This is a genomic window from Pseudomonas sp. SB113 (assembly GCF_040754745.1).
GTDB lineage: Bacteria > Pseudomonadota > Gammaproteobacteria > Pseudomonadales > Pseudomonadaceae > Aquipseudomonas > Aquipseudomonas grimontii.
Genome location: NZ_JBFMHW010000009.1, coordinates 126,476 through 148,941 on the forward strand (window position 1 = coordinate 126,476; position 22,466 = coordinate 148,941).

The following is a 22,466-nucleotide window of genomic DNA, read 5'->3' on the forward strand; positions in this document are numbered from 1 at the left end:
AGATAACGAACACTGCTGAGCGTCCAAGCCACGGTCGCTCAGCTTTGGCCGGTGCAATTCCGGCATCTTCTGAAGCTACTCACTCACAAGTTTGATCGTCACTTTAATCGGGCCTGGGCGTGCGAGGAGTTCAAGGCCAGAGTCAATCCTACCGAGCTGAATAAGGCCACTCGAGTACTTGAAGCCTTTGTGAAAAATGGCAAGATTTCCCCAAGGCGCGTAGAAGGTAATGTCACCCGGTGAAGGTGTGAAACCAGCCGGCGCGCCTTGAATATTTAATGGCGCGGGCAGGTCACTAATCTTCTCCGTCGATGCGTAGTCTTCCAGTGTCAGCGTCATCGGAAGCTGTTTAACGAAGTCCTGGGAGGACTGGTTGTTGTCGAGAGTTGCCGTAACCGGGCCGCCTGCGACATCAATGCGTATCTTCATTGTTGCTCCACTTTATTGTTGCTCCACTTTGATCCAATGCATTGCGGGATACATCCTGGACACCGACCTGACTCGTATTGACCGCCGCCTACAGTATCGGTGAAGAGAAGAGAACGAGGAGGATGCTCGCTCGTGCGTTGCCATGGGATATTTTTACCTAAAGCTGCTGAGTTTAGCGTTCCATGCGCGGCTCTTTGGCGTCCGGCACAGCCGCTTTACTCGTTAACGGTAGGCGACAAAACGATCACTCGCGCGACCACCATCACGTAATGAGCAATTATCACCGCCAAGCAGAACATGGCAACCCAGTACCCAAAAGGAGACAACAACGACCGTGAAATCCCAGAAGTCTAGATTTTAACTAAACGTTAACTTCGTCCATACCCCCAGTATCGAGAAACTCCATACCCCGTAGCACGCCATCAATACCGCGGTAATCCGAAGCAGCATTGCGTTGATCGTGCTCAGGTAAGAAACCTTCGAAAGCAAACGTAGCGTTGTTTCAACGGCCTATACCGTTTCATAGGCCTGTACCGTTTGATCTGGCCAGAACCACTGGTACTGCCAGTCGTCATTACCAGCCCCAATCTCACCGGTGACACCGTGATGTCATTGACGCCCACCTATCAATTCAGCTCATGGTTGTATGCGATCCATGCAGCTGGCTCCCCGTCACCCCCGCTGTAAGATCACGCTACTTTTGAGCATTCCCATCTGGCTTATCGACAATAGGCGTCACGATCATTCCTGATCGCGGACAGACCATGAACGCCCTACAGACACTCAGCTAAGCCCACACTCCGCCCAATAGCAGTGACTGCGCCAAATCAGGATTGAGATTTTACTGTTCATGTCCCGCGGCATTACTTCACACACTAAATGGAGATCCGTTGATGCCTACTCCAACCAAGCTTGAATTTTCCGAAAAATATGACGATGAGCATGCGCAGAAATATTTACTCAAGCATCAGGGCAGCTTGGCTCGCCGCCTGTCCCACAAACGCGACGAGCAATTGGCGCGTAATGCGCTGGCCTTAGCCGGCGAGCCTGGCCTGGTGTTGGACTTGCCGTGTGGGGCCGGACGATTCTGGCCGTTACTGGCGCAGAAGCAAAGCCGTGTAATCATCGGCGCCGACAACTCAGAGTCGATGTTGAAGGTAGCAACTGTCGCTCAACCGGCTGATGTAGTGAAACGCGTACGCCCATTGAAGACGTCTGCCTTTGATATCGATTTGCCGGACAACGCGGTCGACAACATATTCTGCATGCGCTTGATGCACCACATCGGCGAGTCCGAGCACAGGCTGGCGATACTGCGTGAATTTCAGCGTGTGACACGCGATAGCGTAATTCTCTCGCTGTGGGTGGACGGCAATTTCAAGGCTTGGAAACGCAAGCGTACCGAAGTGCGGCGTCGCAACAAAGGAGAGCAGGAAGTTTATCAAAATCGGTTCGTGCTACCGCCTGCTACTGTTGAGGCAGAGTTTGAACAAGCCGGTTTTCGTGTTCAGCAATCCCTGGACTTCATCCCGCTCTACGCCATGTGGCGAGTGTATATATTGCGCAAGAGGTAACCGGACGGCTGATTAGCCATTATTTAACATGCAGTCGCGACGCGCCATACGGCGGGTTAGGAGATTAACGCAGGACTGGCGAAGTCCGTCCTGCGTCGAATTCAGGCTAGAACGAGGCGGTGCAATAGCACACCCGTTCAGTTACCCAGTGCGTGCTGGACGACATAGCTGTCGGCGGTCTGTTTTAGCGCGGCGAGCTGTCCGTCACGTACTGTCCACAGATGCATAAATCGGACGTCCACCTTCTTCCCGTCCTTAGTAACACCGTGGTACAGGCCGACTACGAACACGTGGTTTTCATCATCAGCGTAGTACTCCTGCGCCTCGCTCCCCCAGGAAGCGAACAGCGGCACGAATTGACCGAAGAAGTCTTTCACCGTGCTGTCGTAGCCGTGATAGAGGCCACCCTGTGGAAAGCCCGGAGTGATGTCCCAGACGATATCCGCTGCCATAACCTTAGCAGTGACCTCCGGTGAGGCGCCGGACTCGTAAAGCTGGCGAGCAAGCGCGATGTTTTCAACCTTGGACATGGTGTTCTCCGTTAGTCATTGAAGATTCTCGAACGGGTTTCGTTCAATACTCCGGCACTCATTGGAGTGCCGGGGAAGTTAAGCGCTGCAGGCTATCTGCGTGTACAGCACTGTGCCGCGCGTGCTCAAACGCTTTCGCTGTCGTCCTGCAGGGACGCCAGATCGATGACGAAGCGGTATTTGACGTCGCTTTTGAGCAGGCGGTCGTAGGCCTCGTTGATCTGTTGAATACCGATCACCTCAACATCCGAGACGATACCGTGCTCGCCACAGAAATCCAGCATCTGCTGGGTCGCCGCAACGCCGCCGATGAAGGAGCCGGCAATAGCCTTTCGCCCGAATACCAGTGCACCTGCCGAGACAGGCTCGTTCAGCGGCCCCATGTATCCGACCAGCACCAGCGTACCGTTGAGGGCCAACGTCGGCAGGTACGGATTTACGTCGTGCTCGTAGGGCACAGTGTCGACGATAAGATCGAAGATACCTGTCACTGAGGCCATCTGACTCTCATCAGTAGACAGCACTACATGGTCGGCACCGAGGCGGCGCGCGTCCTCCTCCTTATCAGGCGAACGTGTGAAGAGCGTAACCTGCGCACCGAGTGCCTTGGCTAGCTTCAACGCCATATGGCCGAGCCCGCCAAGACCGACCACGGCGACATGTTTACCCGGACCCGCCTGCCATTGCTTCAGCGGCTCCCAGGTAGTGATGCCGGCACATAGCAGCGGTGCCGCCCCAGCCGGGTCGAGTGCATCAGGGATGCGCAAGATGAATTTTTCTGACACCACCATTTGCTTCGAGTAACCGCCGAGGGTCGTATGCTGATCGTAACGATCAGTACCGTTGTAGGTGAAGGTGGCACCCTCTACGCAGTGCTGTTCGAAGCCCTGTTGGCAGGGATTGCAGTGTTGGCAGGAGTCGACCATGCAGCCAACGCCGACAGTGTCCCCGACCTTGAACCGCGTGACACCACTGCCGACCTGAGTGACCTTGCCGATAACTTCGTGGCCGGGTACGACCGGATAGCGGGTATATCCGCCGTGGTTACGTGCGATATGCAGGTCGGTATGACAGACGCCGCAGTAAAGAACGTCCAGAACAATATCATCGGGACGCGGCTCACGCCGGTCGAACCGAATTTGGGCAAGGGAGTCCGTTGCCGATCGGGCGGCGTATCCTAAGGTTTTCATGTGGCAGTCCTCCCTTTATCAGGCACGCCCTGCAACAAATTGCTGGGTCAACTCGGCGACGCGTTTGCCAAGGTGCCGCGCCGTGTCCAGGTCAGCCTTATTGGGTGAAAGTTCCGGCGATTCGTCTTTCGAGTAGGCCATGGCACCGAGCCAGCCGCCGACGCGGTTGAGTTCCTCATCAGCTTTGCCAGGGAACAGGTCCAGCCCCACCCAGACCATGCCATGCTGCGCAGCGAACAGGGTTAAGGTGACAAGCGAGTTGAGTTTATCGCCGTGCATGGACCCGGAGTTGGTAAAACCAGCAGCGATCTTGTTGCGCCACGCTTGCGGGAACCACGCGGTCCTGGTGGAGTCCTCCATGAATTGCTTGAAACGCGCGCTAATTGTGCCGTTGTAGGTGGGCGAGCCAAAGATGATAGCCTCGCTGGCGGCCAGCGCCTCCCAGTCGACCGGGCCATCAGCCACGGCTACAAGTCGAACCTCTACTCCGGCAATGCTGCGCGCGCCCTCGGCGGTAGCCTCTGCTTGCTTCTTGGTATGGCCGTAGCCGCTGTCATAAACGATGGAAATGGACATGGGTTTTTTCCCGATAGCGAGTTAGGGTTCCATCATGCGTTCCATTTTATTCAACCGGAAGTATTGAATGAGTTGATGAGCCATCAACTTAATGTTGATAATTGCCCTGCACATTCGGCAAAACTTCTTGAGGGCAGCATGGATCCATCACATCGAGTACGCGCCATACTGTCCTTCGTTCAAGCGTCCGACACTGGCAGCTTTGCGGCCGCAGGACGCTTGATGGGCGTGACCTCGGCAGCAATAAGCAAGAACGTCGCGACGCTTGAGAAGTCGCTGGGGGTGCGCTTGCTCAATCGTACGACACGTACGCTCAAGCTCACTGATGAAGGCGCGACATTCCTAAGACAAGCGCGGATCGCACTGGATGCGCTGGATGCGGCCGTCGATACGATCGCAGCTGGACGCGAAGAGCCACACGGGCGTGTTCGGATCTCGACGAGCGTGGCGATAGGTCAAGGGCAGCTCATGCCCGTAATCCCTGAGCTCCTGTCGCGCCAGCCGAGCCTGTCAATTGCGCTGGACTTCGACGACCGGGTGGTTGACCTGGTCCGTGACGGATACGACTTGGCAGTACGTGGTGGACACATCCGCGATTCCGCCCTGATTTCGCGCCCAGTGTGTCGCCTCAACACAGTACTCGTTGCGTCCGTCGGCTACCTTGAGCACCGGGGCGTTCCGCGAACTACGGCAGACCTTCGCCAGCACAAGTTGATCGCGCGACGCTTCTTGGGGGGAAGTGTCGATGCCTGGAGCTTCGTTGCCGCAGACGGCAGTATTACAACGCTGGACCCCACGGATACGGCCATCCTTACACTGTCGTCACCGGAAGCTTTGGTAGAGGCCGCGCTCAAAGGCGTCGGCGTCGCGCAGGTAGCGGTTCATCTCGCCTGGGAACACCTGCTGTCGGGAAGTCTGAAGGTCGTGATGCACCACCAGCACCATCCAGGCGTTTATGAGATGGTGATCCAGTATCCGCATCGTGCGTTGATCGCACCGCGAGTGCGCGTTGTAGTGGACTATCTGCTTGAAGCATTTGCCGCCACCCCTGCGCTGCATGTCCCTTTAGACTCACTGGGCGCGTACACGGCTTGACGCCTTCACACTGCAGGGTGAGGCACGGCCGGTTGTCTGGTCGCCTCCTGCAGGCAGTGCGCGATGGGTTAGGTTGGCCGTGGGCCAGGTATCTCCATCCGCAATGGGCGGCAGCCGGCAATGCAGCTAGCAAGGACCAAACGCCCCAACAAATCCCGTCCTTTCCAAAATCTCAGTTTCGCACCGACAAACACCTAACGCCTTATTTAGCTCGCTCTATCAGCACCTTAATCGGGCCAGGCCTGTCGAAGATCGACACATCACCCTCGACCTTTCCAAGTATCACGATTCCAGGCTGGGGGACGCGACCGCTACGGTAGTAGATGACAAAGTGGTCTGGCCCCCAAAGCCCCAAGGTGCCTACAGAGAAGTCCTGCTGGCGAGAAGACTGCGGCAGGCCAGTAGGAAGATCACCCGTCTTCTCTTGTCGCAGGTGGTCACTCATCTCTATCGTAACTGGCAGATGCTTTAAAAGCGCTCGCGTAGCCTCGTTGTCGTCCAGCGTGGCCGTCACATTGCCCCATTCTGAGCTGATGGAAATCTGTTCCCGAGCCAAGGCAGTTCCTGCTGTAAATGTAAGAGCCAGTGTACTGGCAGTTAAAAAAGCACGGAGCATATCGGTTCTCCTTTATCTAGCATCCATGAAAAGCGTCAGTTCACTACTAACTTCATATTGGCTCGCAAGAAAGCAACTAGCTTCTCAAATGGAGTCGGAGGTGTGCTCGTAAAACTCAAAGGTCACGCGAAGTTTTGATGTACACGGCATGCTTGTGTACAGGCTTACTAACCTATTTGATCGCAGTGCAATCACTCCCCGATGATGCACACCGCGTAGAGACAAGGTCTGCGCGAAGCCTTGGTATTGGAAGCTAATGTAAAACGATAATTTTATTGGCGCATGGCCTGAGATTGCATACAACCATGAGCCATATTGGACAATTAGTTTTGATTTTCTTGGGTCGAACCGATGCCAAATAGACAGGGAACCTGCTGGATCAATTAATTGCAGTCCCCGGCCAAAAGACTACGCCGATGCGTACCTCCCAAATCCTTACCGGGTGCGCCTGACGCAAACCCATCAATCCTGCTCATAGCTCTATGCGTTCCACCCAGCTAGCCTTCAGTCAGCCACACTGTAAAAATAAAATCTTCGATACGGTAGCGCTGATAAACAGCACCGTTCGCGCACCCACTCATAGTGAGGATTTACGATTTCATGCCCCCTCGAATCATTTGCCACATGATCAGTTCCGTGGACGGTCGCCTTGTTTCCTCCCGATGGACACCATTGCCCAATGGGAACAGCGAGCAAACCATCAACGACCACTATGAGACAATCGCCGACCATCTAGGCGGCGACGGCTTCATCATCGGCCGAAATACAATGGAAGCGTTCGATGGTATTTCCTCACGCACACCGCTGACGCCGCGAGAGAACAATGATCTGCGCGACCACTACATAGCCCACCATCCAGGGGAGCCGGTTGCGGTCGTGATTGACCCCTCTGGAAAGTTGCACTACCAAACGAACACCATTGATAACGGACACCGTGTAATAACTATTCTCTGCGACTCGGTATCAGATGTGTATCTGCAGGAACTGCGAAACGCGGGTGTTTCATATCTTTTCGCAGGTCCTCGTTGTGAGAACCTTGAGCACGCGATAGCGATGCTAGGCCTCCAGTTTGGGTTAAAAATGCTGCTACTCGAAGGCGGAGGCGTGATTAATGGCACCTTTTTGAAATCCGGCCTGATTGATGAAATCAGTCTTTTGATTTATCCCGGCATTGATGGTCTTAGCGGGATACCAAGCATATTTGAATACCATGGCAAGGAGGACGAACGACCAGGATCCGGTCAGACCCTACGCCATATCAGTACGCAATCCATCAATGACGGTTTTATCTGGGCCCGATATCTCGTAGAGAAGACGCCGTCACGACTATAAAATCCATAGCTGCGGTGGGTGGACTAACGCTCGTATCGAGATCCGCTGTGCTTTGCATCACCTATCGCGAATGCGCCCAACCCTCCAGGGTATGGACGCTGGAATAACGGTCATTTTACGGCGTGCTGCACCTGCGCTTCCGGCATCGCGGAAGAGTGATGGTTGAGAATCTTCCACAGACCGCCGACCTGTTCGTAAACGAAGGTGAAGCGCGCCTGCACCTGGCGAGCCTTGCCGGTCGCCTCAGTCAGGGTAAGGGTGTAGACGCCGCTGTCCATTGCCACGTTGCTGCCCAGTTGAGGGATTTCTCGGTAGTTGATCTGGCCTACCGGCTTGAGCGGCAGCCGGCGCATAGAGGTCGACAACCGATTGCGCGTTATCGGTCTGCAACGCGCTGTTCCAACAATCAAAGAGCGCGGCAATCTCACGGTCCTTCACGTTGATCGGCGCTTGCGCTACGGTTCGGTATACTTGGATCGACAGGTCACGAGCATAGCCGCAACCGTCTCCAGGTGCTCCGCCGCAGAGCCTCGGGATCTCGGCCCCGCGGCCACAACAAGTGGACCGCTTACCAGGGGCGGGATCGCGCGATACATAGCCGTACTCAAGCGGTAGGGAAATAATCGCGCCATCGCAGAATGCGACCGCTTTCGATCTCGAAAATACCGCAGACACGTACGGTCATTACCGTTTCACCCGCTGCCGAATGAAAATAGTCCACCCGTTCGGTAAAAACGATTGGACCCTTTGCGACAATGAATTTCATGTCTACGGTCATCGTCTCGTAGCGGAAGGGGAAATTCTCGACGATTTTCTTGGCCTCCTCCGGACCAGTCGAAAGAGAGACACCTACATTTTCCCAAACCGTCTCGGCGGTGAAGAACTCGTCGAATGCATCCAGTCCTTCCTGGAGAGAGCGACCCGATCGTTCGAAAAACTGCTCTACTATCTCAACATTCTCGTTAGACACCGTTCTCACCTCATTTGATTATTTTAAAGGCGCTACCCGCGAACTTGCCAGATTGGACAAGCCAGTCTGCTTATCAGTCCTGTGGAAAACGCAAACTCGCAATTTTACCCACCTCATCCAGAGGCTCAAGATTGTCCGTGCACTCTCACGCGGAGAAAGCGCAATGACATAATCGCAACGATGATCGGCTAGCTCAGTGAGCACGGCTTCGCCGGGGCCCGCGGTGATCGCGTGAGGAGCGTCGCTGGCGTCTCGACGCGTACGCTTTGTCAAGCATCGCTTAGTCACCACGGCCAAAGAGTTCAGCTCTATGGTCTCGTTTTCACTGTGTGTCGCTTCGCCTAATGCACCAAGTCCATCCAGACTCGCGCTGACGAACTTGCTTACGTGAGAGATATCTGCTCCGCCCCTCTCTGTCGTGAGTATCCCGGTTAGGGCTTTCTGGTACAGCCCTACGATTTCAAAGCCGCCGCAATCATGCCGTGACGTCCTGCGCGCTCATACTCGATAACTTTTAAGTGGGATGGGATTGGGAGGGCTCATTCCTACACGTCAAAGATCAGGTGTAGGCGAGGAGCCGACCGGCGAAGATTACGCCTGTCCATGCGATCAGTGACACGCCTGCCCCAACGCGTGCGGCGACGGGGGTCTTGGCGCTATCCGTCCACTCACTGACGCGGCGGTAGATACCACGGTGGAAGACCAGTACGTTGAAGCAAGCGAGGATCAACAGGCCAAACTTCCACGGCGCAGCGCCGGTACCTGCGACCACGGTTGCCTGCGCGCTGAGCAATACGATGCCCGTGATAAATGCGATAGCAAAGCCAATGTGGGAGACGGGCAGCAGAGAACGCGCGGCTGTGGTTACAGAGACTACGCGGCGCCCTACTCCTAGCAAACGGAGATCGAAGGTGAAAGCGGGACCCACAAGGAGAGCGATGCCAAGGATGTGGCTAGCTTCAAGCATAGGATAGAGGAATTCAGAATTCCGCACCGCTTCTCCGAGCGCAGAGCCCTGCAAAAGCTTCAGCAAAAAGTTTAGCAACTCAGACATCGTTCATTCAATTCCGTTGGCGGCGATGGCGCAGGTGGCGAAATACATCCGCATCCGCCGCGGCGGCGATCCCGAATACCGTTGACACCACCCAAACTCCGGCGTCTTGCACTGCGGGTCCTGATCTAGTGTTCGCGTTGACGTTCGCACCTGTCGCGCAAGCCTTATTTCGCCATCGGCGCTCGTACCGGCAATGTGTTACCTAGCACCTGGTTCACAGGTACTGCGTCATGCCCGTACCAGAACACGACCGGCCGAAACAGACTGTTGTCTGTCCGATTGATATAGCCGACCGCCTGGAAACGCTCCCCGATCTTCAGCGGGCGGTCCAGGCCCCATCTGCCCGACCAGGCCGGTGGCGCGATGATTATCTCCAGCGTTTTGTGGGGACCTTTATACGACAGAGCCGCATTCACCCGAGTACTGTCCTCAGGATCCTGCAACTCCGTTGGAATAGTGAGCGTAGGAGTGCGGGCAGGCAGGTTGCTGTCCAGGGTTATATCGAAGAGTGAGTGCGGATTACCCCACACACCCTCCGAGGAGACCGCCCCGGCGACGTAGATGAGGCGGTCGGTGTCGAAGCCGGGCCATCCGTGATGCGCGAACGCCGGCAAGGCTGGCAGCAGCGAGGCCGCCGCCAGCGCGACAGCGCCAAGGATCACGCGCGCGCGGCGGCGTAATCCGGTGTCATGTCCATGAATGCGTTTGCGGTCAGTATTGGCCATTCTTCATCTCTCTGCGTTCATCGTTTGAACCACGAGACCGGCTGGGCTTAGTGTCATTGCCAACTTAGGGGCATCGGCTCCAATTACTCATGCCTGGAATGTTGGGGCTTGTTGATCTGCCTGACTAGCTAATACACTCTGCTAAGGTATATTAGTTGTGCTAATTAATACGCCATGTAAAAATTTCAGTCATGATCAAACGAAACCTCAACGATCTGCTGTATTTCGTAACGGTGGCACGGGAAGGCAGCTTCACGCGCGCCGCCTCGCTGCTGGGCGTTACCCAATCAGCCCTCAGCCAGGCCATCAGCGGCCTGGAGGCACGGCTGGAGATACGGTTGCGCACGACACGTAGCGTGTCGCCCACGGCCGCTGGCGAGCGCTTGCTCAATGCCATCGGCCGTCGCTTCGACGAAATCAACGCGCAGCTGTATGAGCTGACGGATATGCGGGATAAGCCTGCAGGCACTGTGAGGATCACCTGCGGCGAGCACATCCTTCGGACGACGCTGCTGCCCAAGCTCACGCCCTTGCTGCTGAAATACCCTGACATCAAGATCGAGTACGACATCAACTATGGATTCCGGGACATCGTGGCCGACCGCTTCGATGCCGGCGTGCGAATGGGCGACACGATCGACAAGGACATGATAGCGGCTCCGATCGGGCCACAGTTGCGCATGGCGATCGCGGCTTCGCCCACCTACTTCGAGAAGCATCCGCCCCCCAAGATTCCGCGCGACCTACTCAAGCACAATTGCATCAACATGCGCATGCAGACGGCGGGCGGGCTCTATACTTGGGACTTTGAGCGTCGAGGCCAAGCATTAAAGGTGCGGGTGGATGGGCAGCTTATCTTTAACACCTCGCCCAGCATGGTAGACGCGGCGGTAGCGGGGTTGGGTATTGCCTACCTGCCTGAAGAAGAGTTTGCGCCCCACCTTGAGGAAGGGCGATTGGTGCGCGTGCTGGAAGACTGGTGCTCGCCTTTCCCTGGCTACTACCTGTACTACCCTAGCCGAAGCCACCCTTCGCCCGCTTTCTCGCTGGTACTTAATGCGCTACGTGTGCCTCTGCGCCATCCCTGAAGCGGCGCCAGACCGGTTCAACTGAACATGCAAGGCCCACCCACAATAGGTCGTGATCGTCGTCCCTGACCTGCATCGCGACATCTGGAAGTTTTGTTCGTCGCGCTGAACATGTAGAGGCGGATAGACCTTATCAGTATAACTATCGATAAATTAGTTATGACGCTTCTATCCTAACGAGGACGCAACACGAAAATATGCAATATCTTAACTCCATTTTTATTTATCAGTTTGGCGCATGAGAGCATTCTGCTTCATGACTGTTACGAGAAGCCAAACACATGATAATGTATGCGCTGCTATGTCGCACGACAACCAGCCACGCAGCTACCATCCCAGGGCACACGAAACTATCAACTCATAGTGGTACAGACTAATGATATGGGCTTTTAACTTCCACTGCATCCCACATTAAAGTCGCTAATCGGAAGAACCCAAAGCCTCTGCTCTAACGGTGTCGGGAGTGAAAACCTACTATCAAGCAGAAACCGACCATTTCAAGCGAGTCTCACCCAGTAGGGCGACGATAGCATCAGGCATGTACGCAACAAGATAGTAAACAGGAAGGTACCACACACGACGCGCGCACCCGAACCACAACAAGGGTGACGTTTTGCTTTAGAAGTCTTAAGAAGAGACAGTCACCGCAAGGAAGCTAAGGCTTGTACAGCCTCTAAAACGTACCTAGCGGATCTTCCCTCTTGGAGTGAGGTGGCTAGCATGTACACAGCCAACAGTTGTATTCCACTGGAGAGCACGTTTTACCGGCCTATTGATGCAGCAATAAGGTGGTGCGGCCTCATGGATCATGAGGCTCGGATACTCGAGATCGCATGGGAAACCCCATACTTACTCGATAAAAAATTCCCCCAGTGGCCCTGCCTACATATCAACACCGAAAAAATTATTGATGCCGTGCGGAGTTTTGAAATTCCTTATGGCAATTTCGGGATAACCGTTCAACCCGGAACGCCCATCGACCACAGATTTCTAACAGTCAGGCATTCAGACCTAAAATCATGGATGATTCATAATTATCCAGAGCAACGCCCTGCATTCCTATTTGGGGAAAATATCACCGAGCTGGAAAATATCAGCATTGAAACTTACCTAACATTACAAGCGCACCGAGATGCTTTGGAAATCCAGCTCGAAGCGAAAGAGACTGCACATCAAACTTTACTAGAGGAGCTCAAAGCTATAGGATTAGAAAGAGAGCGCTTACACTTGCTCTACGAAGCACGCGGCGAGCTTAGTGACAGAAGCGAAGCTAGTTATAAGTGTATCATCGGTGCTCTACTTGAAACCCTGCTTGGTTCGTCTCCCGCGGGAAAACCTAACTCAGTATTCAAGACTCAAGCCTCGATAGTTGACTCGATCACATCGCACTATGAAGGAGTGCCAGGATTGAGCAAACGATCTCTTGATGAAAAGTTTGCTGCTGGTAGACGTAGTCTTCTAGGAGGTTGAGTTGTCATTGCACTGCAACGCCGCCTATTGCAGTGCAATGACTCTCCCACATTTCTGCTATTCAATTCAGGTCACTTCCCACTGGGAGCCATTCGCCGACAGGAGTGACCAGTATGTCCAGCCAACCCTCACTTATAGATGAAACACTTCAACCACAGGTAGAACGCCACATTATGCGGCGTGACGAGGTGGAGCGAAAAACCGGATTCAAGCGCGCGCACATCTACAACTTGATGAGGGAAGGTAAATTCCCTCAAGCCAAACGCATTGGGCTGCGCGCAGTTGGCTGGGACTCGCTGGAAATCGAGCGATGGGTCATTGAACGCCTGCGCCAGCAGGGCTGACGCCATGCGTGTGGTCGCGGTGCTTTCCACCAAAGGTGGGGTCGGCAAAACTACTGTAGCCGCCAATCTCGGCGGTCTGCTGGCGGATGCAGGTCTACGCGTCCTACTGCTCGATCTGGATAGCCAACCCACCCTCTCCACCTATTACGCCTTGAGCCAGAAAGCTGTTGCTGGCGCGTACGAGCTCATTGCACTCAACTTAACAACGCCTGCACAGATTATTTCCAGGACCGTGATTGCAGGGCTCGACCTAATCATCTCCAACGACGCTCAAGGCCAGTTGAGTACATTACTGCTGCACGCCCCCGACGGGCGATTACGTCTGCGCAATTTGCTCGACGATTTCCGCCCCCGTTACGACCTGCTTTTAATCGACACCCAAGGCGCACGTAGCGTGCTGCTGGAGATGGCCATCCTCGCCTGCGATATCGCCCTCTCCCCCATCACACCGGAAATGCTAGCCGCCCGCGAACTACGCCGCGGCACTTTAAGGCTGTTCAGTGAACTCGAACCATTTCGTCACCTGGGTATTACGCTGCCACCGTTGCAGCTGCTACTGAACCAGGTAAATGGCATCCGAGTAGACACGCGAATGATCATCCGTGGCCTGCACGAGGCCTTCGATGGGGCTCCCAACATCTCAGTTCTAGACACCGTAGTTCCAGACCGAGTGGCTTATCTCAATGCAGCCTCCCTTGGTCTACCGGCCCACCGAATCGAGACTCGCCAGTCACGTGAACGACGCTCGCACTCAGCAATGGAAACCATGCAAGCGCTGGCCATCGAGTTGTTTCCGGAATGGCGTGAAGCGATTTCTGAGGTGAGTAGATACGCAGAGGTTCGATAAGGCGAATTCCGAAGACGATATTTCGCGCCAAATCATTTTGTTTGTTCAACTTTGAGGCCAACAGCGTTTGGCGAGGAGTCTTTTGATGTTGGATCAGTTTCCCATCATCGTTCAACCATCCATTCGGCAAGATCATCCACCTAGTGAAGAGTACTGCACTGTGGTCTTTCGCCTGCAGCGTGGGCGCTCAGCCATGGGTTGGTTTCTCGCGGAACTGTCTCGGTATTTCGAAGGTTCGGGAACAGCCGAGATCGTTAAGTTCGAGGTCGGTGACCATTTGCGTAACCGGCGTTAACTGAGGCGGTTCAAATGAAGAAGCTCAGTCAGGAGGAGATCACCGACAAATTGCACCAGGACCATTTTCCTCGGGGTCCAGAACTGGAGCGACTATCCGATCCAATCATCGACACCCCAATGCTGGTCACGCTGGAGCAGTTGCGGCCCTACGAGCACAACCCACGCTTCATCCGCAATCCACTTTATGACGATATAAAAGCCTCGATCCGTGAGCGCGGGCTGGATCAACCACCTCCGATTACCCGCCGCCCGGGTGAAAACTATTTCATCATCCGCAACGGCGGTAATACGCGGTTGGCGATTCTCGGCGAGCTGTGGCAGGAAACCCGCGACGAGCGCTTCTTTCGCATTCATTGCCTGTTCCGGCCCTGGAGCAATGAAATCACCACCCTGCTCGGCCATCTGGCCGAAAGCGATCTGCACGGCCAACTCACCTTCATCGAACGTGCTCTGGCGGTAGCCAAACTCAAGATCATGCTCGAATCAGATGGAGAAACACTCTCGCAACGCGAGCTGGCACGACGTCTTGCCGCTGGGGGCTACCCCATTTCACAGTCGCACATCAGCCGGATGCTTGACACCCTCGAATACCTGCTGCCCGCAATCCCACAAACCTTGTATGCCGGATTGGGTAAACCCAAAATTGAGCGCCTGATCTCTCTGCGTAGCCAGGCTGAACAAACCTGGAATCGTTATCCAACCGACGCCATTGCGTTCCCCGAGTTTTGGCTCGACACCTTGGGCCAATTTGATGCCGACCCCGAGTCCTTTGATCTTGAGCGAGTCCAGGATGAACTGCTCGAACGCATGAGCCGCTTACTCGGACAGTCCTACCGCATTTTGTCCCTGGAGCTGAGCGATACACAACGGGTCATCCGGACGCCTGGCGTTGTCGTCACACCATCAGAGAACAGTCATCCGTCTAGTATTGATGAAACCGCGGCGGGCCCTCTCTCACCCAAAACAACTGTGACCAGAACCCAGACCGACACAGCGCGAGAGGAGCTGCTCACGCTGCCCGAAACAAATGTCGCATCAGCAGTCAACTCTCCGTCACGTATCCAACAGATTCGCGAACAGATTGATCGCGACACTGCCCCCGAACCAGCACCAACCGTCGAAACCTGCACGTTCGACGATATATGGTTCATCGCCCCAACACTGGATACCCCCGAGCCCCTGCGATTTGCCATTGCTGAATTGGCCCGGGAAATGGCGACCTATGCCGGACATCCCGAGAGCATCATCGATCAGAAGTATGGTTTGGGCTTCGCCCTCAACATGGAGCAACTGGATCTTGCAGCGCCTCGTGCAACCGGCGTTCACCTGATGCTCCTTGCCCTAATGCGCGCTCAAGACGAAGTGAACTGGGACGATCGTAAACAATTACCCTCTGCCCTGTTCGGACAACTGCTATTGGGTGTCTATCAACTCCCGCTGCCAGATCGTCCCGCCTTGGACGTGGGACTGGAGCGATTGCCCGACGGTCTACTAATAAAACTGTATCGCCTCATTCGCTTAGCCCGGCGCCTGATCGACTTAACGCTCACCCCTGAAGACGACTCACCAAGGGAGCTGCCATGAACCTGTCCTTCAATGTACTCAACCAGGCCATGCTGACCCAGGTCCTTCATGAGGTGCGCCTGGGCAACCTGCAACGATGCAAGGCACTCGGACTGGGTGAAGAGGACATCTACCTGCTGCAATCTTTGCCACCTACCACACTGTCACGCCTGGCCTATGCCACCGTGCCCTGGGTTGAGGTCAAGATTGATTCGCCGGTGCTACATCGGTTGATCGACCAAGCCGAACGCGACGAGCAGAACGAGCGCTTGATCAACCGAGCGCTCAAGCTTGGTGCCAGCAGTACCATCATGTATCAGTGCTTCGGCTTGGCGCATTCGGAAACGGCCCTGCGCCGACGCCTGCTCAAGATAGAAACCCGTAAGGGTCGCCCCCAGAACTTGAGTGAAGCGCAGGAACATGCGGTCTGGCAGCGTTGGTGCCAATTACGCGCTCAGGACGGTGCCGAGGATCAACTCGACGCGATGATGATGTTAGCGGAGGAGCAAAAGATCAGCCTGACCATTGTTTGGCAACAGATCGATCAGTACAGCAATGGAACATGAACACTACCTCTTTTGGTCGCTGGCAGCGCGTTTTGCAGCAATGCACCCAACAGCTGAGTGAGCGCTGGCCCAAACACCCTACCACTGAACAACCCTCCAACCAGGCTCTACAGGTTGCCTTTCTATTCAGTGGCCAATCACATGAAGTCGTGCCGCGTCGCCTGCTGCTGGATAATCGGTTGACGCCTTTGGAGCGTAACGCCTGGCAGGTGTTTCGACTCATGTTGCAAGGCCAGGGCATGGTTACACCGCGCTATGAGGATTTTCAGCCTTACCTGTCGAGCGTGCCCTATGGGGTATCAGCCTCCCGTGAAACCATCGCTCGCGTGTTGACGATGCTCAGGCTGACCCGCTGGCTCAGCTTGGTGAGTCGTGGCCGCGATCAGCTCAGCGGGCGCCTACAAGGCTCTCTGTACGTCCTACACGATGAACCGTTAACCCCCGCCGAAGCCCTGGAGCTGGATCAAGATTACCTAGAGCTGGTCGGACACGCCCTTGGTCACGCGACCAAGGCTGTGCGTATTGTCGCGCAGCACATTGTGGAAGAAATTCGCCAAGACACGGATATCGATCAGGGTCGACTACCTACCCCACTTGAGAGCTGGGGCGAACACTGGACACCGCAAAAACTGGATCAGGTGACCGATGAAGTACTACACGATTCCGAACTGAGTGACGATCGCAGCGTTCGGGATCGTGTGGGACCTCGTTCGGATTCCGAACCGGGTCTGAACGCCAATGTTTCCGGCGCAGTTCGGAAACCGAACGCCGCCTGTACTGTATTAAAAGAAAGTACTTGTACTGTACCGCGCGCGACCCCAGCAGTGGATAACCTGCACTGGCCCGACCAGCTGCAACTGAGCCCAAGCGAACGTCAGACCGTCGCAGTGGCGCTGAACAAGCTTAAACCAGCGGATCGGCAGGCAGTGCTCAACGAAGCGGGCGTGCGATGTGCAGCTGGCGGTATCCGCAAGCCAGCGGCGTATCTGATGGGTCTGATCCAGCGAGCGCTGAAAGGCGATTTTCGTCCTTGGGCAAGTCAGTCTGAATCATTACCTATTCCAGAACCGCCACCCGTCCCTTCACGCCGACCAAGAAAACAGGGCGAACCCGTCTCTGCCCTGGCCCAAGCGTGCCTGAATGAGTTGCGTCAGCTGCGCGGCAAACGCCCTGGACGTCAGTAGATTTGATGCCACTGGCATCAGTGTCGAGCGTCTCAGAAATTAGCCGTCTCGAACCAAACCGAGCAGACCGCATTCAGCTTTTTGGCTGTCCTTGCCCTTCATCTATCGCAACGTTCCCGTCCAAGCTTATGTGAGGACAATACCGTGGCTGATCATTACCAACTCAACCTGGGCTCGTTGCGCAGCAGCATCACCCTGACACTGCACACTCACCACGCCGCCCGTATCTGGCAAGGTCGAACCGCACGTGAAGGCGTCCATTCGATCATGGGCATGGCCGGCTACATCAGCGTCACCAATCTGATCAAACAAGCCGCAGCTCAGGACGACCCTTATGCCGATTGGGCTATCGTGCAGCTCGAAGAAAAACTGCTGCAGGCTAAGGCTGGGATGCTGGAGCTGACCCAACAATTGGATCAGATCAGACGGGACCTGCCGACGCAGATCGACATGAGCGATAACCTCAATATCCACCCCGTCACCTTGCCCTTGTACATCGGTAGCCAACTGGGGTTTCTCGCCGTCTACCTGCTGACTGACTACGACACGCTGGTGCGCCACACCCTGTTGGCCCATCACACCGCCTTGATTGGTCGCAGAGACATGGAAGCCTGGATAGACGACGGTGCCCATCTACTACGCAGCCTGTTCGGCCAGGCGCAGCGTTATCGACTTGCAGGTGTCACGCGCGATGATATGGCCACAAATAATGCCCGAGCCCTGGCGGCCATGGAAAAGTTTGGGTTGCCCCCCATGGACATCCTTGAGGGGCATCGCCGTTCCCAGTTCGCGCCACCGATCATTCGTCGTGGCGTTGTGACGGTGGATGACGCTGATGCGTGGGTGGAGGACGCGGTAGCCCCATCTGCGGCGGCGGATGGGCTGGAGGACGAAGCATGAGTCCCATGACACCGGCTCAACCAATGCCCCTCGAAGCATTAACACCGGATGCCTATCGACAACTCGAACACGCTGCCTCCCTAAAAGGCCTTTTAAAACCATTTAAGGGTAAGGGGGAGCTGGACCATCTGGCGCAGATGGCGAGGGAAATCGAGGCGCAGTTATGTCATCTGATGGAGGCTGTGGTGCGGCAAGCCGGACAACATCCTTACTCACTGCTGGATATTCGATTGGTGCTGCAGAGCACCAGTGCAGGCAGCACCTTTTTGCGTTGGCGTACCCGTGACTTCGCTCGTATGGGGGTGGCGGTCTGGGAACGCCAGGTATCCAACAAGGCCTTGCCGCAAGCCATACGCGAGGAATTGCACCGTTTCGAATGCGAGCGCATTGCGCTGAACTTGCAGATGAGCGTGGTGCATTCGCTATACCGCCAGGCATCGACCTGCGCGATCAAAATGGCCAGTGCCGAACGGCTACTGCGCCAACTCACAACCGCAGTGGAGGTATCAGGATGAGTACTTTTTTTGTCGGCGAAGGCAACATTGGCAGTGCGCCAGAGTTCCAGGAGTTTTCATCAGGCAATGACGAGCCACGGCGTTTGCTACGGCTGAATGTGTACTTCGACAACCCCGTGCCACGCGAGGGCAGCTATGAAGATCGGGGCGGCTATTGGGCGCCAGTTGAGCTCTGGCACCGTGAGGCAGAACACTGGAGCACGCTGTACCAGAAAGGCATGCGCGTGCTAGTCGAAGGCCGCACAGTGCGCGATGAGTGGGAAGACAGCGAAGACAATGCGCGGGTCACGTTCAAGATAGAGGCACGTCGAGTCGGCATCCTACCCCATCGGGTACACAGTGTGGTCATGCGGGATCGATCCAGTGAACCGGCCGCATCTGCGGCAGATGTTGGGCAAACTACAGACCATGCCAGGTCGTCTGCGTCAAAGTCCAAAAAGCGCAGAGAGCCGTCGGCTCAAGGTTGACGGGCATTAGGCATAAAAAATGCGCCTACGCGAAGTTTCTGGCCATTATTACTCGCTGCTCGTGAAGATCCGCCCTGCTGCCCACGCCACACCTAGGCCCGACCTATCCATGACTGCCTTCATCGACAAATATGAGGAACCTGTCATTCAGGTTTCTCATATCTCACTACCGCTGTTTTCAATAACGCTGCTCCGAACTCAATCCGGAGCAGCTCTATGCGTCTCTTTCTCTGTGAGAAACCTTCCCAAGGTCGTGACATCGCCAAGGTTCTCGGAGCCACCCGACGCGGTGATGGTTGCCTGATCGGCACCGATTCAACCGTCACCTGGTGTATCGGCCACCTGCTGGAGACAGCCCCACCTGAAGCTTATGGTGCCCAATACAAATCCTGGTCGTTGGACCAACTTCCGATCATTCCCACGCAGTGGCAGGTTGAGGTCAAACCCAAGACTGCCGCGCAGTTCAAAGTCATCAAGCGCCTGCTCAGTGAAGCCTCCACCGTCGTCATCGCGACCGACGCCGATCGCGAGGGTGAAATGATTGCCCGCGAGTTACTGGAGCTGTGCACATATCAAGGCCCCATCCAGCGCCTCTGGTTGTCCGCACTTAATGACGCCTCGATTCGCAAAGCACTGCTCTCGCTGAAGTCTAGTCAGGAAACCTTCCTGCTCTACCACTCCGCCCTGGCGCGCAGCCGAGCCGATTGGTTGATCGGTATGAACCTCAGTCGCTTGTTTACCCTCCTCGGTCGACGGGCGGGTTACGACGGCGTGTTGTCGGTAGGGCGCGTCCAGACACCCACGTTACGTCTGGTGGTCGACCGGGATCGCGCGATTGCCAGCTTCGTTTCGGTACCCTACTGGGACGTGGAGGTGCACCTGTCCTCAATGGGGCAACCATTCATCGCGTCGTGGCAACCACCCAGCTCAGGGCGAGATGAGGCCGGTCGTTGCCTGCAGCAGGCAACTGCCGGTCAGGCGGCGCAAGCGATCTCTAGTAATAAGACCTCCATTGTACTCTCGCTGCTGACGGAGCATTTCCGCGAAGCGCCGCCCCTGCCCTTCGACCTGAGCACACTGCAGGAAGTCTGTTCACGCAAGCTGGGACTCGGCGCTCAGGAAACCCTGAACATCGCCCAAGCCCTGTATGAAAACCACAAAGCCACCACCTACCCGCGCAGCGATTGCCGCTATTTGCCAGCGAGTATGTTCAACGAGGTACCCGCAGTATTCGATGCCCTACTCAAATCGGATCCGGCGCTGCTGCCCGTATTGGGAAGACTGGATCGATCACAGCACTCACGCGTGTGGAACGATGCCAAGGTCACCGCGCACCACAGCATCATCCCCACCACCGAGCCGGCGAATCTGGAGCGGATGTCCGAACAAGAACGCCAAGTCTACGAACTGATTCGCAACCACTACATGGTGCAGTTTCTTCCACATCATGAGTTTGATCGGACCCAGGTCGAACTAGAGTGTGGCGCAGAACGATTGACCGCTGTTGGCAAACAGATCCAGATCGAGGGCTGGAAAGGCTTGCTCTACGAAAACACCGAAGAGGATGAGCCCAGTCACAAGTCCCAAGTCTTACCAGTCTTGCAACAGGGTACGCAGTGCACAGTGGACGACGTCGAACTCAAGTCCATGCGCACTGCCGCTCCCAAACCTCTCACCGAGGGCGATCTGATCAAGGCCATGAAAAATGTGGCCAAGCTGGTCAACGACCCACGCCTGAAACAGAAGCTTCGGGACACCACCGGTATCGGCACCGAAGCCACGCGAGCCGGTATCATCAAGGGGTTGATTGATCGCGGTTATTTGCTGAAGAAAAAACGCGCTTTGATGGCCTCCGCAACGGCCCATACCCTGATCGAGGCGGTACCTGCTGCAGTCGCGGATCCGGGTATGACCGCGATCTGGGAACAGGCTCTGGACGAAATCGAAGCGGGACGTCTGACACTGGATGCGTTCGTCGCCAAGCAGGCGACTTGGATTGCGCAGTTGGTCACACGCTACGGCTCACTTACTTTAGCCATGCCTATAGAAGCCGGTACGGCCTGCCCTATTTGCAACGCTTCAATGCTCAGGCGAAAGGGAAAATCAGGGCCGTTCTGGTCATGTTCCCACTACCCGGACTGCAAGGGCACTGCGCCGATCAGAAAAGATACGCGTCGCCCATGACGCGCCAGTGGAGATCAACATGAAATTGGGGACGATGTACTGGTCAGTGCATCATCAACGGCGGCTGATCCCTCTCTAAGTCGCTGAGTGGTTGTCCGATTTCACGGGCCAAGGCGATGCCTGTCGAAATCCAGATCTGCCCTAGTTCGTTGAACGCTTTCAGGTGAGCAGGATTTTCGTTGAGCCAACGGACAAGGCTGTCGAAGTGTTCGGGGTTATCAGGGCAATCATGAATCTTGATGAACAGCTCCAGTGTTCGATCCCAGATCAGATCCATGACGTCTTTGCTCTCATCTTCCATGCTCAACCATTCCTCAGTTTGGCCCTGTCAGACCATTCATTCTCACGGGCCACCCTGGACTCTGATTCCTGGAGGAATAGAACCCACGTCGCATTACAAAGGGATTTCAGCCAATATAACAACCTAACAAGTCGATACTCAACCGTTAAGGATGTTCATGTCAATGGGTCTTTGCTCAACCATTCGGGTTGAACTGGAGAACTCATCACTTGGCACATAAACATCCAACCCAAGCCCAAATCGGGCGCATGATCGCGAAACACCGGACCGAGCGTAATCTGACCCAGGAAGAGGTGGCTGAGCGCATGGGGATCGGCAGTGAAGCCATATCGCGCCTGGAGCGGGGTGTAGTGGAGCTTTCTGTGGTCAAGCTAATGCAACTGGCAGACATTTTCGACTGCCGAATGGATGAACTGCTGACGGAGTCGAGCAATCGTCCCAATGATCAAGGCCAGATGATCGCGGGTCTGCTGCGCGGACTGAAAGAAAGTGATCGCGCCTTTATCCTGGCAACTGTCGAACAATTGGCCACTCATCTCGCCAACAAGTGAGTTCATTCACTCGCATCCGATACCGGGGTCTTTGAGGCGGCGCACTCTGCCTTGACGTCGTCCCCCCTCTCTGCTGTAGTGCCTCAGGATCATCGCCA

At 55.5% G+C, this 22,466-nt stretch carries 25 protein-coding genes and 2 pseudogenes; 16 read left to right on the plus strand and 11 right to left on the minus strand.

Annotated features, from left to right (window positions below):
- Nucleotides 1-75: 75 nt before the first annotated feature.
- Nucleotides 76-429 carry a cyclophilin-like fold protein gene (locus AB1462_RS14185; protein WP_367246980.1) on the minus strand — a complete coding sequence of 118 codons (354 nt, stop codon included), beginning with the start codon at nucleotides 427-429 and terminating at the stop codon, nucleotides 76-78.
- An 893-nt stretch (nucleotides 430-1,322) separates the two neighbouring features.
- Between AB1462_RS14185 and AB1462_RS14190 the strand changes: the two genes are divergently transcribed.
- Nucleotides 1,323-2,003 (plus strand): class I SAM-dependent methyltransferase, encoded by a 681-nt coding sequence (locus tag AB1462_RS14190; RefSeq protein ID WP_367246982.1) that lies wholly within the window; start codon nucleotides 1,323-1,325, stop codon nucleotides 2,001-2,003.
- Nucleotides 2,004-2,140: 137 nt separating this feature from the next.
- Here AB1462_RS14190 and AB1462_RS14195 read toward each other — a convergent pair whose 3' ends face one another.
- The 3 genes from AB1462_RS14195 to AB1462_RS14205 form a co-directional block, all read right to left on the minus strand.
- On the minus strand, nucleotides 2,141-2,533 hold the full coding sequence (locus tag AB1462_RS14195; protein WP_367246984.1) for a nuclear transport factor 2 family protein: 393 nt from the start codon (nucleotides 2,531-2,533) through the stop codon (nucleotides 2,141-2,143).
- Between the two features lie 125 nt (nucleotides 2,534-2,658).
- A complete protein-coding gene (locus AB1462_RS14200; protein ID WP_367246986.1) occupies nucleotides 2,659-3,723 on the minus strand; it encodes an NAD(P)-dependent alcohol dehydrogenase in 1,065 nt (354 codons plus the stop codon).
- Between the two features lie 18 nt (nucleotides 3,724-3,741).
- Nucleotides 3,742-4,299, minus strand: a complete 558-nt coding sequence (locus AB1462_RS14205) for a flavodoxin family protein (protein ID WP_367246988.1) — start codon at nucleotides 4,297-4,299, stop codon at nucleotides 3,742-3,744.
- A gap of 75 nt (nucleotides 4,300-4,374) precedes the next feature.
- Between AB1462_RS14205 and AB1462_RS14210 the strand changes: the two genes are divergently transcribed.
- Nucleotides 4,375-5,394, plus strand: coding sequence for a LysR substrate-binding domain-containing protein (locus AB1462_RS14210; protein ID WP_367246990.1), 1,020 nt, complete (start codon nucleotides 4,375-4,377; stop codon nucleotides 5,392-5,394).
- 202 nt (nucleotides 5,395-5,596) lie between these two features.
- Here AB1462_RS14210 and AB1462_RS14215 read toward each other — a convergent pair whose 3' ends face one another.
- Nucleotides 5,597-6,010, minus strand: coding sequence for a cyclophilin-like fold protein (locus AB1462_RS14215; protein WP_367246992.1), 414 nt, complete (start codon nucleotides 6,008-6,010; stop codon nucleotides 5,597-5,599).
- 600 nt (nucleotides 6,011-6,610) lie between these two features.
- Between AB1462_RS14215 and AB1462_RS14220 the strand changes: the two genes are divergently transcribed.
- Nucleotides 6,611-7,342 (plus strand): RibD family protein, encoded by a 732-nt coding sequence (locus tag AB1462_RS14220; RefSeq protein WP_367246994.1) that lies wholly within the window; start codon nucleotides 6,611-6,613, stop codon nucleotides 7,340-7,342.
- 110 nt (nucleotides 7,343-7,452) lie between these two features.
- Here AB1462_RS14220 and AB1462_RS14225 read toward each other — a convergent pair.
- The 5 genes and pseudogenes from AB1462_RS14225 to AB1462_RS14245 form a co-directional block, all read right to left on the minus strand.
- Nucleotides 7,453-7,813: pseudogene (locus tag AB1462_RS14225) on the minus strand (nuclear transport factor 2 family protein); the annotation flags it as partial.
- A 133-nt stretch (nucleotides 7,814-7,946) separates the two neighbouring features.
- Entirely contained in the window at nucleotides 7,947-8,312 is a 366-nt protein-coding gene (locus AB1462_RS14230; protein ID WP_367246996.1) for a limonene-1,2-epoxide hydrolase family protein, read from the minus strand.
- Nucleotides 8,313-8,588: 276 nt separating this feature from the next.
- Nucleotides 8,589-8,732 (minus strand): annotated as a pseudogene (locus tag AB1462_RS14235) (M20 family peptidase); the annotation flags it as partial.
- A 139-nt stretch (nucleotides 8,733-8,871) separates the two neighbouring features.
- The gene (locus tag AB1462_RS14240; protein WP_367246997.1) at nucleotides 8,872-9,366 is read right to left on the minus strand and encodes a hypothetical protein; all 495 of its coding nucleotides are present in this window, start codon (nucleotides 9,364-9,366) and stop codon (nucleotides 8,872-8,874) included.
- A gap of 164 nt (nucleotides 9,367-9,530) precedes the next feature.
- Nucleotides 9,531-10,091 carry a hypothetical protein gene (locus AB1462_RS14245; RefSeq protein WP_367246998.1) on the minus strand — a complete coding sequence of 187 codons (561 nt, stop codon included), beginning with the start codon at nucleotides 10,089-10,091 and terminating at the stop codon, nucleotides 9,531-9,533.
- A 191-nt stretch (nucleotides 10,092-10,282) separates the two neighbouring features.
- Between AB1462_RS14245 and AB1462_RS14250 the strand changes: the two genes are divergently transcribed.
- The 12 genes from AB1462_RS14250 to AB1462_RS14305 all read left to right on the plus strand — a co-directional run bounded on the left by AB1462_RS14250 (nucleotide 10,283) and on the right by AB1462_RS14305 (nucleotide 21,516).
- A complete protein-coding gene (locus AB1462_RS14250) occupies nucleotides 10,283-11,179 on the plus strand; it encodes a LysR family transcriptional regulator (RefSeq protein ID WP_367246999.1) in 897 nt (298 codons plus the stop codon).
- A 720-nt stretch (nucleotides 11,180-11,899) separates the two neighbouring features.
- Entirely contained in the window at nucleotides 11,900-12,649 is a 750-nt protein-coding gene (locus AB1462_RS14255) for a hypothetical protein (protein WP_367247001.1), read from the plus strand.
- 113 nt (nucleotides 12,650-12,762) lie between these two features.
- Complete coding sequence (locus AB1462_RS14260; protein WP_367247003.1) at nucleotides 12,763-12,993, plus strand: AlpA family phage regulatory protein; 231 nt, start codon at nucleotides 12,763-12,765, stop codon at nucleotides 12,991-12,993.
- Between the two features lie 4 nt (nucleotides 12,994-12,997).
- Entirely contained in the window at nucleotides 12,998-13,840 is an 843-nt protein-coding gene (locus AB1462_RS14265; RefSeq protein ID WP_367247005.1) for a ParA family protein, read from the plus strand.
- Between the two features lie 85 nt (nucleotides 13,841-13,925).
- On the plus strand, nucleotides 13,926-14,135 hold the full coding sequence (locus AB1462_RS14270) for a hypothetical protein (protein WP_367247007.1): 210 nt from the start codon (nucleotides 13,926-13,928) through the stop codon (nucleotides 14,133-14,135).
- A gap of 14 nt (nucleotides 14,136-14,149) precedes the next feature.
- Complete coding sequence (locus tag AB1462_RS14275; protein ID WP_367247008.1) at nucleotides 14,150-15,721, plus strand: ParB family protein; 1,572 nt, start codon at nucleotides 14,150-14,152, stop codon at nucleotides 15,719-15,721.
- Complete coding sequence (locus tag AB1462_RS14280; RefSeq protein ID WP_096143076.1) at nucleotides 15,718-16,266, plus strand: DUF2857 domain-containing protein; 549 nt, start codon at nucleotides 15,718-15,720, stop codon at nucleotides 16,264-16,266. The genes AB1462_RS14275 and AB1462_RS14280 overlap by 4 nt, the downstream gene beginning before the upstream one ends.
- On the plus strand, nucleotides 16,263-17,450 hold the full coding sequence (locus AB1462_RS14285) for an STY4528 family pathogenicity island replication protein (protein ID WP_367247010.1): 1,188 nt from the start codon (nucleotides 16,263-16,265) through the stop codon (nucleotides 17,448-17,450). Before AB1462_RS14280 ends, AB1462_RS14285 begins: the two co-directional genes overlap by 4 nt.
- Nucleotides 17,451-17,594: 144 nt before the next feature.
- Nucleotides 17,595-18,350 (plus strand): PFL_4669 family integrating conjugative element protein, encoded by a 756-nt coding sequence (locus AB1462_RS14290; RefSeq protein WP_367247012.1) that lies wholly within the window; start codon nucleotides 17,595-17,597, stop codon nucleotides 18,348-18,350.
- Nucleotides 18,347-18,865 (plus strand): DUF3158 family protein, encoded by a 519-nt coding sequence (locus AB1462_RS14295; protein WP_367247014.1) that lies wholly within the window; start codon nucleotides 18,347-18,349, stop codon nucleotides 18,863-18,865. Before AB1462_RS14290 ends, AB1462_RS14295 begins: the two co-directional genes overlap by 4 nt.
- Nucleotides 18,862-19,332, plus strand: coding sequence for a single-stranded DNA-binding protein (locus AB1462_RS14300; protein ID WP_367247016.1), 471 nt, complete (start codon nucleotides 18,862-18,864; stop codon nucleotides 19,330-19,332). The genes AB1462_RS14295 and AB1462_RS14300 overlap by 4 nt, the downstream gene beginning before the upstream one ends.
- Nucleotides 19,333-19,548: 216 nt before the next feature.
- Nucleotides 19,549-21,516 carry a DNA topoisomerase III gene (locus AB1462_RS14305; protein WP_367247018.1) on the plus strand — a complete coding sequence of 656 codons (1,968 nt, stop codon included), beginning with the start codon at nucleotides 19,549-19,551 and terminating at the stop codon, nucleotides 21,514-21,516.
- 43 nt (nucleotides 21,517-21,559) lie between these two features.
- On the opposite strand, the gene AB1462_RS14310 is transcribed toward AB1462_RS14305, so the two are convergent.
- Complete coding sequence (locus tag AB1462_RS14310; protein WP_367247020.1) at nucleotides 21,560-21,817, minus strand: hypothetical protein; 258 nt, start codon at nucleotides 21,815-21,817, stop codon at nucleotides 21,560-21,562.
- A 209-nt stretch (nucleotides 21,818-22,026) separates the two neighbouring features.
- On the opposite strand from AB1462_RS14310, the gene AB1462_RS14315 reads away from it, so the two are divergent.
- Nucleotides 22,027-22,368 carry a helix-turn-helix domain-containing protein gene (locus AB1462_RS14315; RefSeq protein ID WP_367247021.1) on the plus strand — a complete coding sequence of 114 codons (342 nt, stop codon included), beginning with the start codon at nucleotides 22,027-22,029 and terminating at the stop codon, nucleotides 22,366-22,368.
- The last annotated feature ends 98 nt before the right edge of the window (nucleotides 22,369-22,466 follow it).

Excerpts from the sequence above, each read along its gene's own strand:
- AB1462_RS14185 (WP_367246980.1), bottom strand. The coding sequence starts at position 429 with ATGAAGATACGCATTGATGTCGCAGGCGGCCCGGTTACGGCAACTCTC.
- AB1462_RS14190 (WP_367246982.1), top strand. The coding sequence starts at position 1,323 with ATGCCTACTCCAACCAAGCTTGAATTTTCCGAAAAATATGACGATGAG.
- AB1462_RS14195 (WP_367246984.1), bottom strand. The coding sequence starts at position 2,533 with ATGTCCAAGGTTGAAAACATCGCGCTTGCTCGCCAGCTTTACGAGTCC.
- AB1462_RS14200 (WP_367246986.1), bottom strand. The coding sequence starts at position 3,723 with ATGAAAACCTTAGGATACGCCGCCCGATCGGCAACGGACTCCCTTGCC.
- AB1462_RS14205 (WP_367246988.1), bottom strand. The coding sequence starts at position 4,299 with ATGTCCATTTCCATCGTTTATGACAGCGGCTACGGCCATACCAAGAAG.
- AB1462_RS14210 (WP_367246990.1), top strand. The coding sequence starts at position 4,375 with ATGAGCCATCAACTTAATGTTGATAATTGCCCTGCACATTCGGCAAAA.
- AB1462_RS14215 (WP_367246992.1), bottom strand. The coding sequence starts at position 6,010 with ATGCTCCGTGCTTTTTTAACTGCCAGTACACTGGCTCTTACATTTACA.
- AB1462_RS14220 (WP_367246994.1), top strand. The coding sequence starts at position 6,611 with ATGCCCCCTCGAATCATTTGCCACATGATCAGTTCCGTGGACGGTCGC.
- AB1462_RS14240 (WP_367246997.1), bottom strand. The coding sequence starts at position 9,366 with ATGTCTGAGTTGCTAAACTTTTTGCTGAAGCTTTTGCAGGGCTCTGCG.
- AB1462_RS14245 (WP_367246998.1), bottom strand. The coding sequence starts at position 10,091 with ATGGCCAATACTGACCGCAAACGCATTCATGGACATGACACCGGATTA.
- AB1462_RS14250 (WP_367246999.1), top strand. The coding sequence starts at position 10,283 with ATGATCAAACGAAACCTCAACGATCTGCTGTATTTCGTAACGGTGGCA.
- AB1462_RS14255 (WP_367247001.1), top strand. The coding sequence starts at position 11,900 with ATGTACACAGCCAACAGTTGTATTCCACTGGAGAGCACGTTTTACCGG.
- AB1462_RS14260 (WP_367247003.1), top strand. The coding sequence starts at position 12,763 with ATGTCCAGCCAACCCTCACTTATAGATGAAACACTTCAACCACAGGTA.
- AB1462_RS14265 (WP_367247005.1), top strand. The coding sequence starts at position 12,998 with ATGCGTGTGGTCGCGGTGCTTTCCACCAAAGGTGGGGTCGGCAAAACT.
- AB1462_RS14270 (WP_367247007.1), top strand. The coding sequence starts at position 13,926 with ATGTTGGATCAGTTTCCCATCATCGTTCAACCATCCATTCGGCAAGAT.
- AB1462_RS14275 (WP_367247008.1), top strand. The coding sequence starts at position 14,150 with ATGAAGAAGCTCAGTCAGGAGGAGATCACCGACAAATTGCACCAGGAC.
- AB1462_RS14280 (WP_096143076.1), top strand. The coding sequence starts at position 15,718 with ATGAACCTGTCCTTCAATGTACTCAACCAGGCCATGCTGACCCAGGTC.
- AB1462_RS14285 (WP_367247010.1), top strand. The coding sequence starts at position 16,263 with ATGAACACTACCTCTTTTGGTCGCTGGCAGCGCGTTTTGCAGCAATGC.
- AB1462_RS14295 (WP_367247014.1), top strand. The coding sequence starts at position 18,347 with ATGAGTCCCATGACACCGGCTCAACCAATGCCCCTCGAAGCATTAACA.
- AB1462_RS14300 (WP_367247016.1), top strand. The coding sequence starts at position 18,862 with ATGAGTACTTTTTTTGTCGGCGAAGGCAACATTGGCAGTGCGCCAGAG.
- AB1462_RS14305 (WP_367247018.1), top strand. The coding sequence starts at position 19,549 with ATGCGTCTCTTTCTCTGTGAGAAACCTTCCCAAGGTCGTGACATCGCC.
- AB1462_RS14310 (WP_367247020.1), bottom strand. The coding sequence starts at position 21,817 with ATGGAAGATGAGAGCAAAGACGTCATGGATCTGATCTGGGATCGAACA.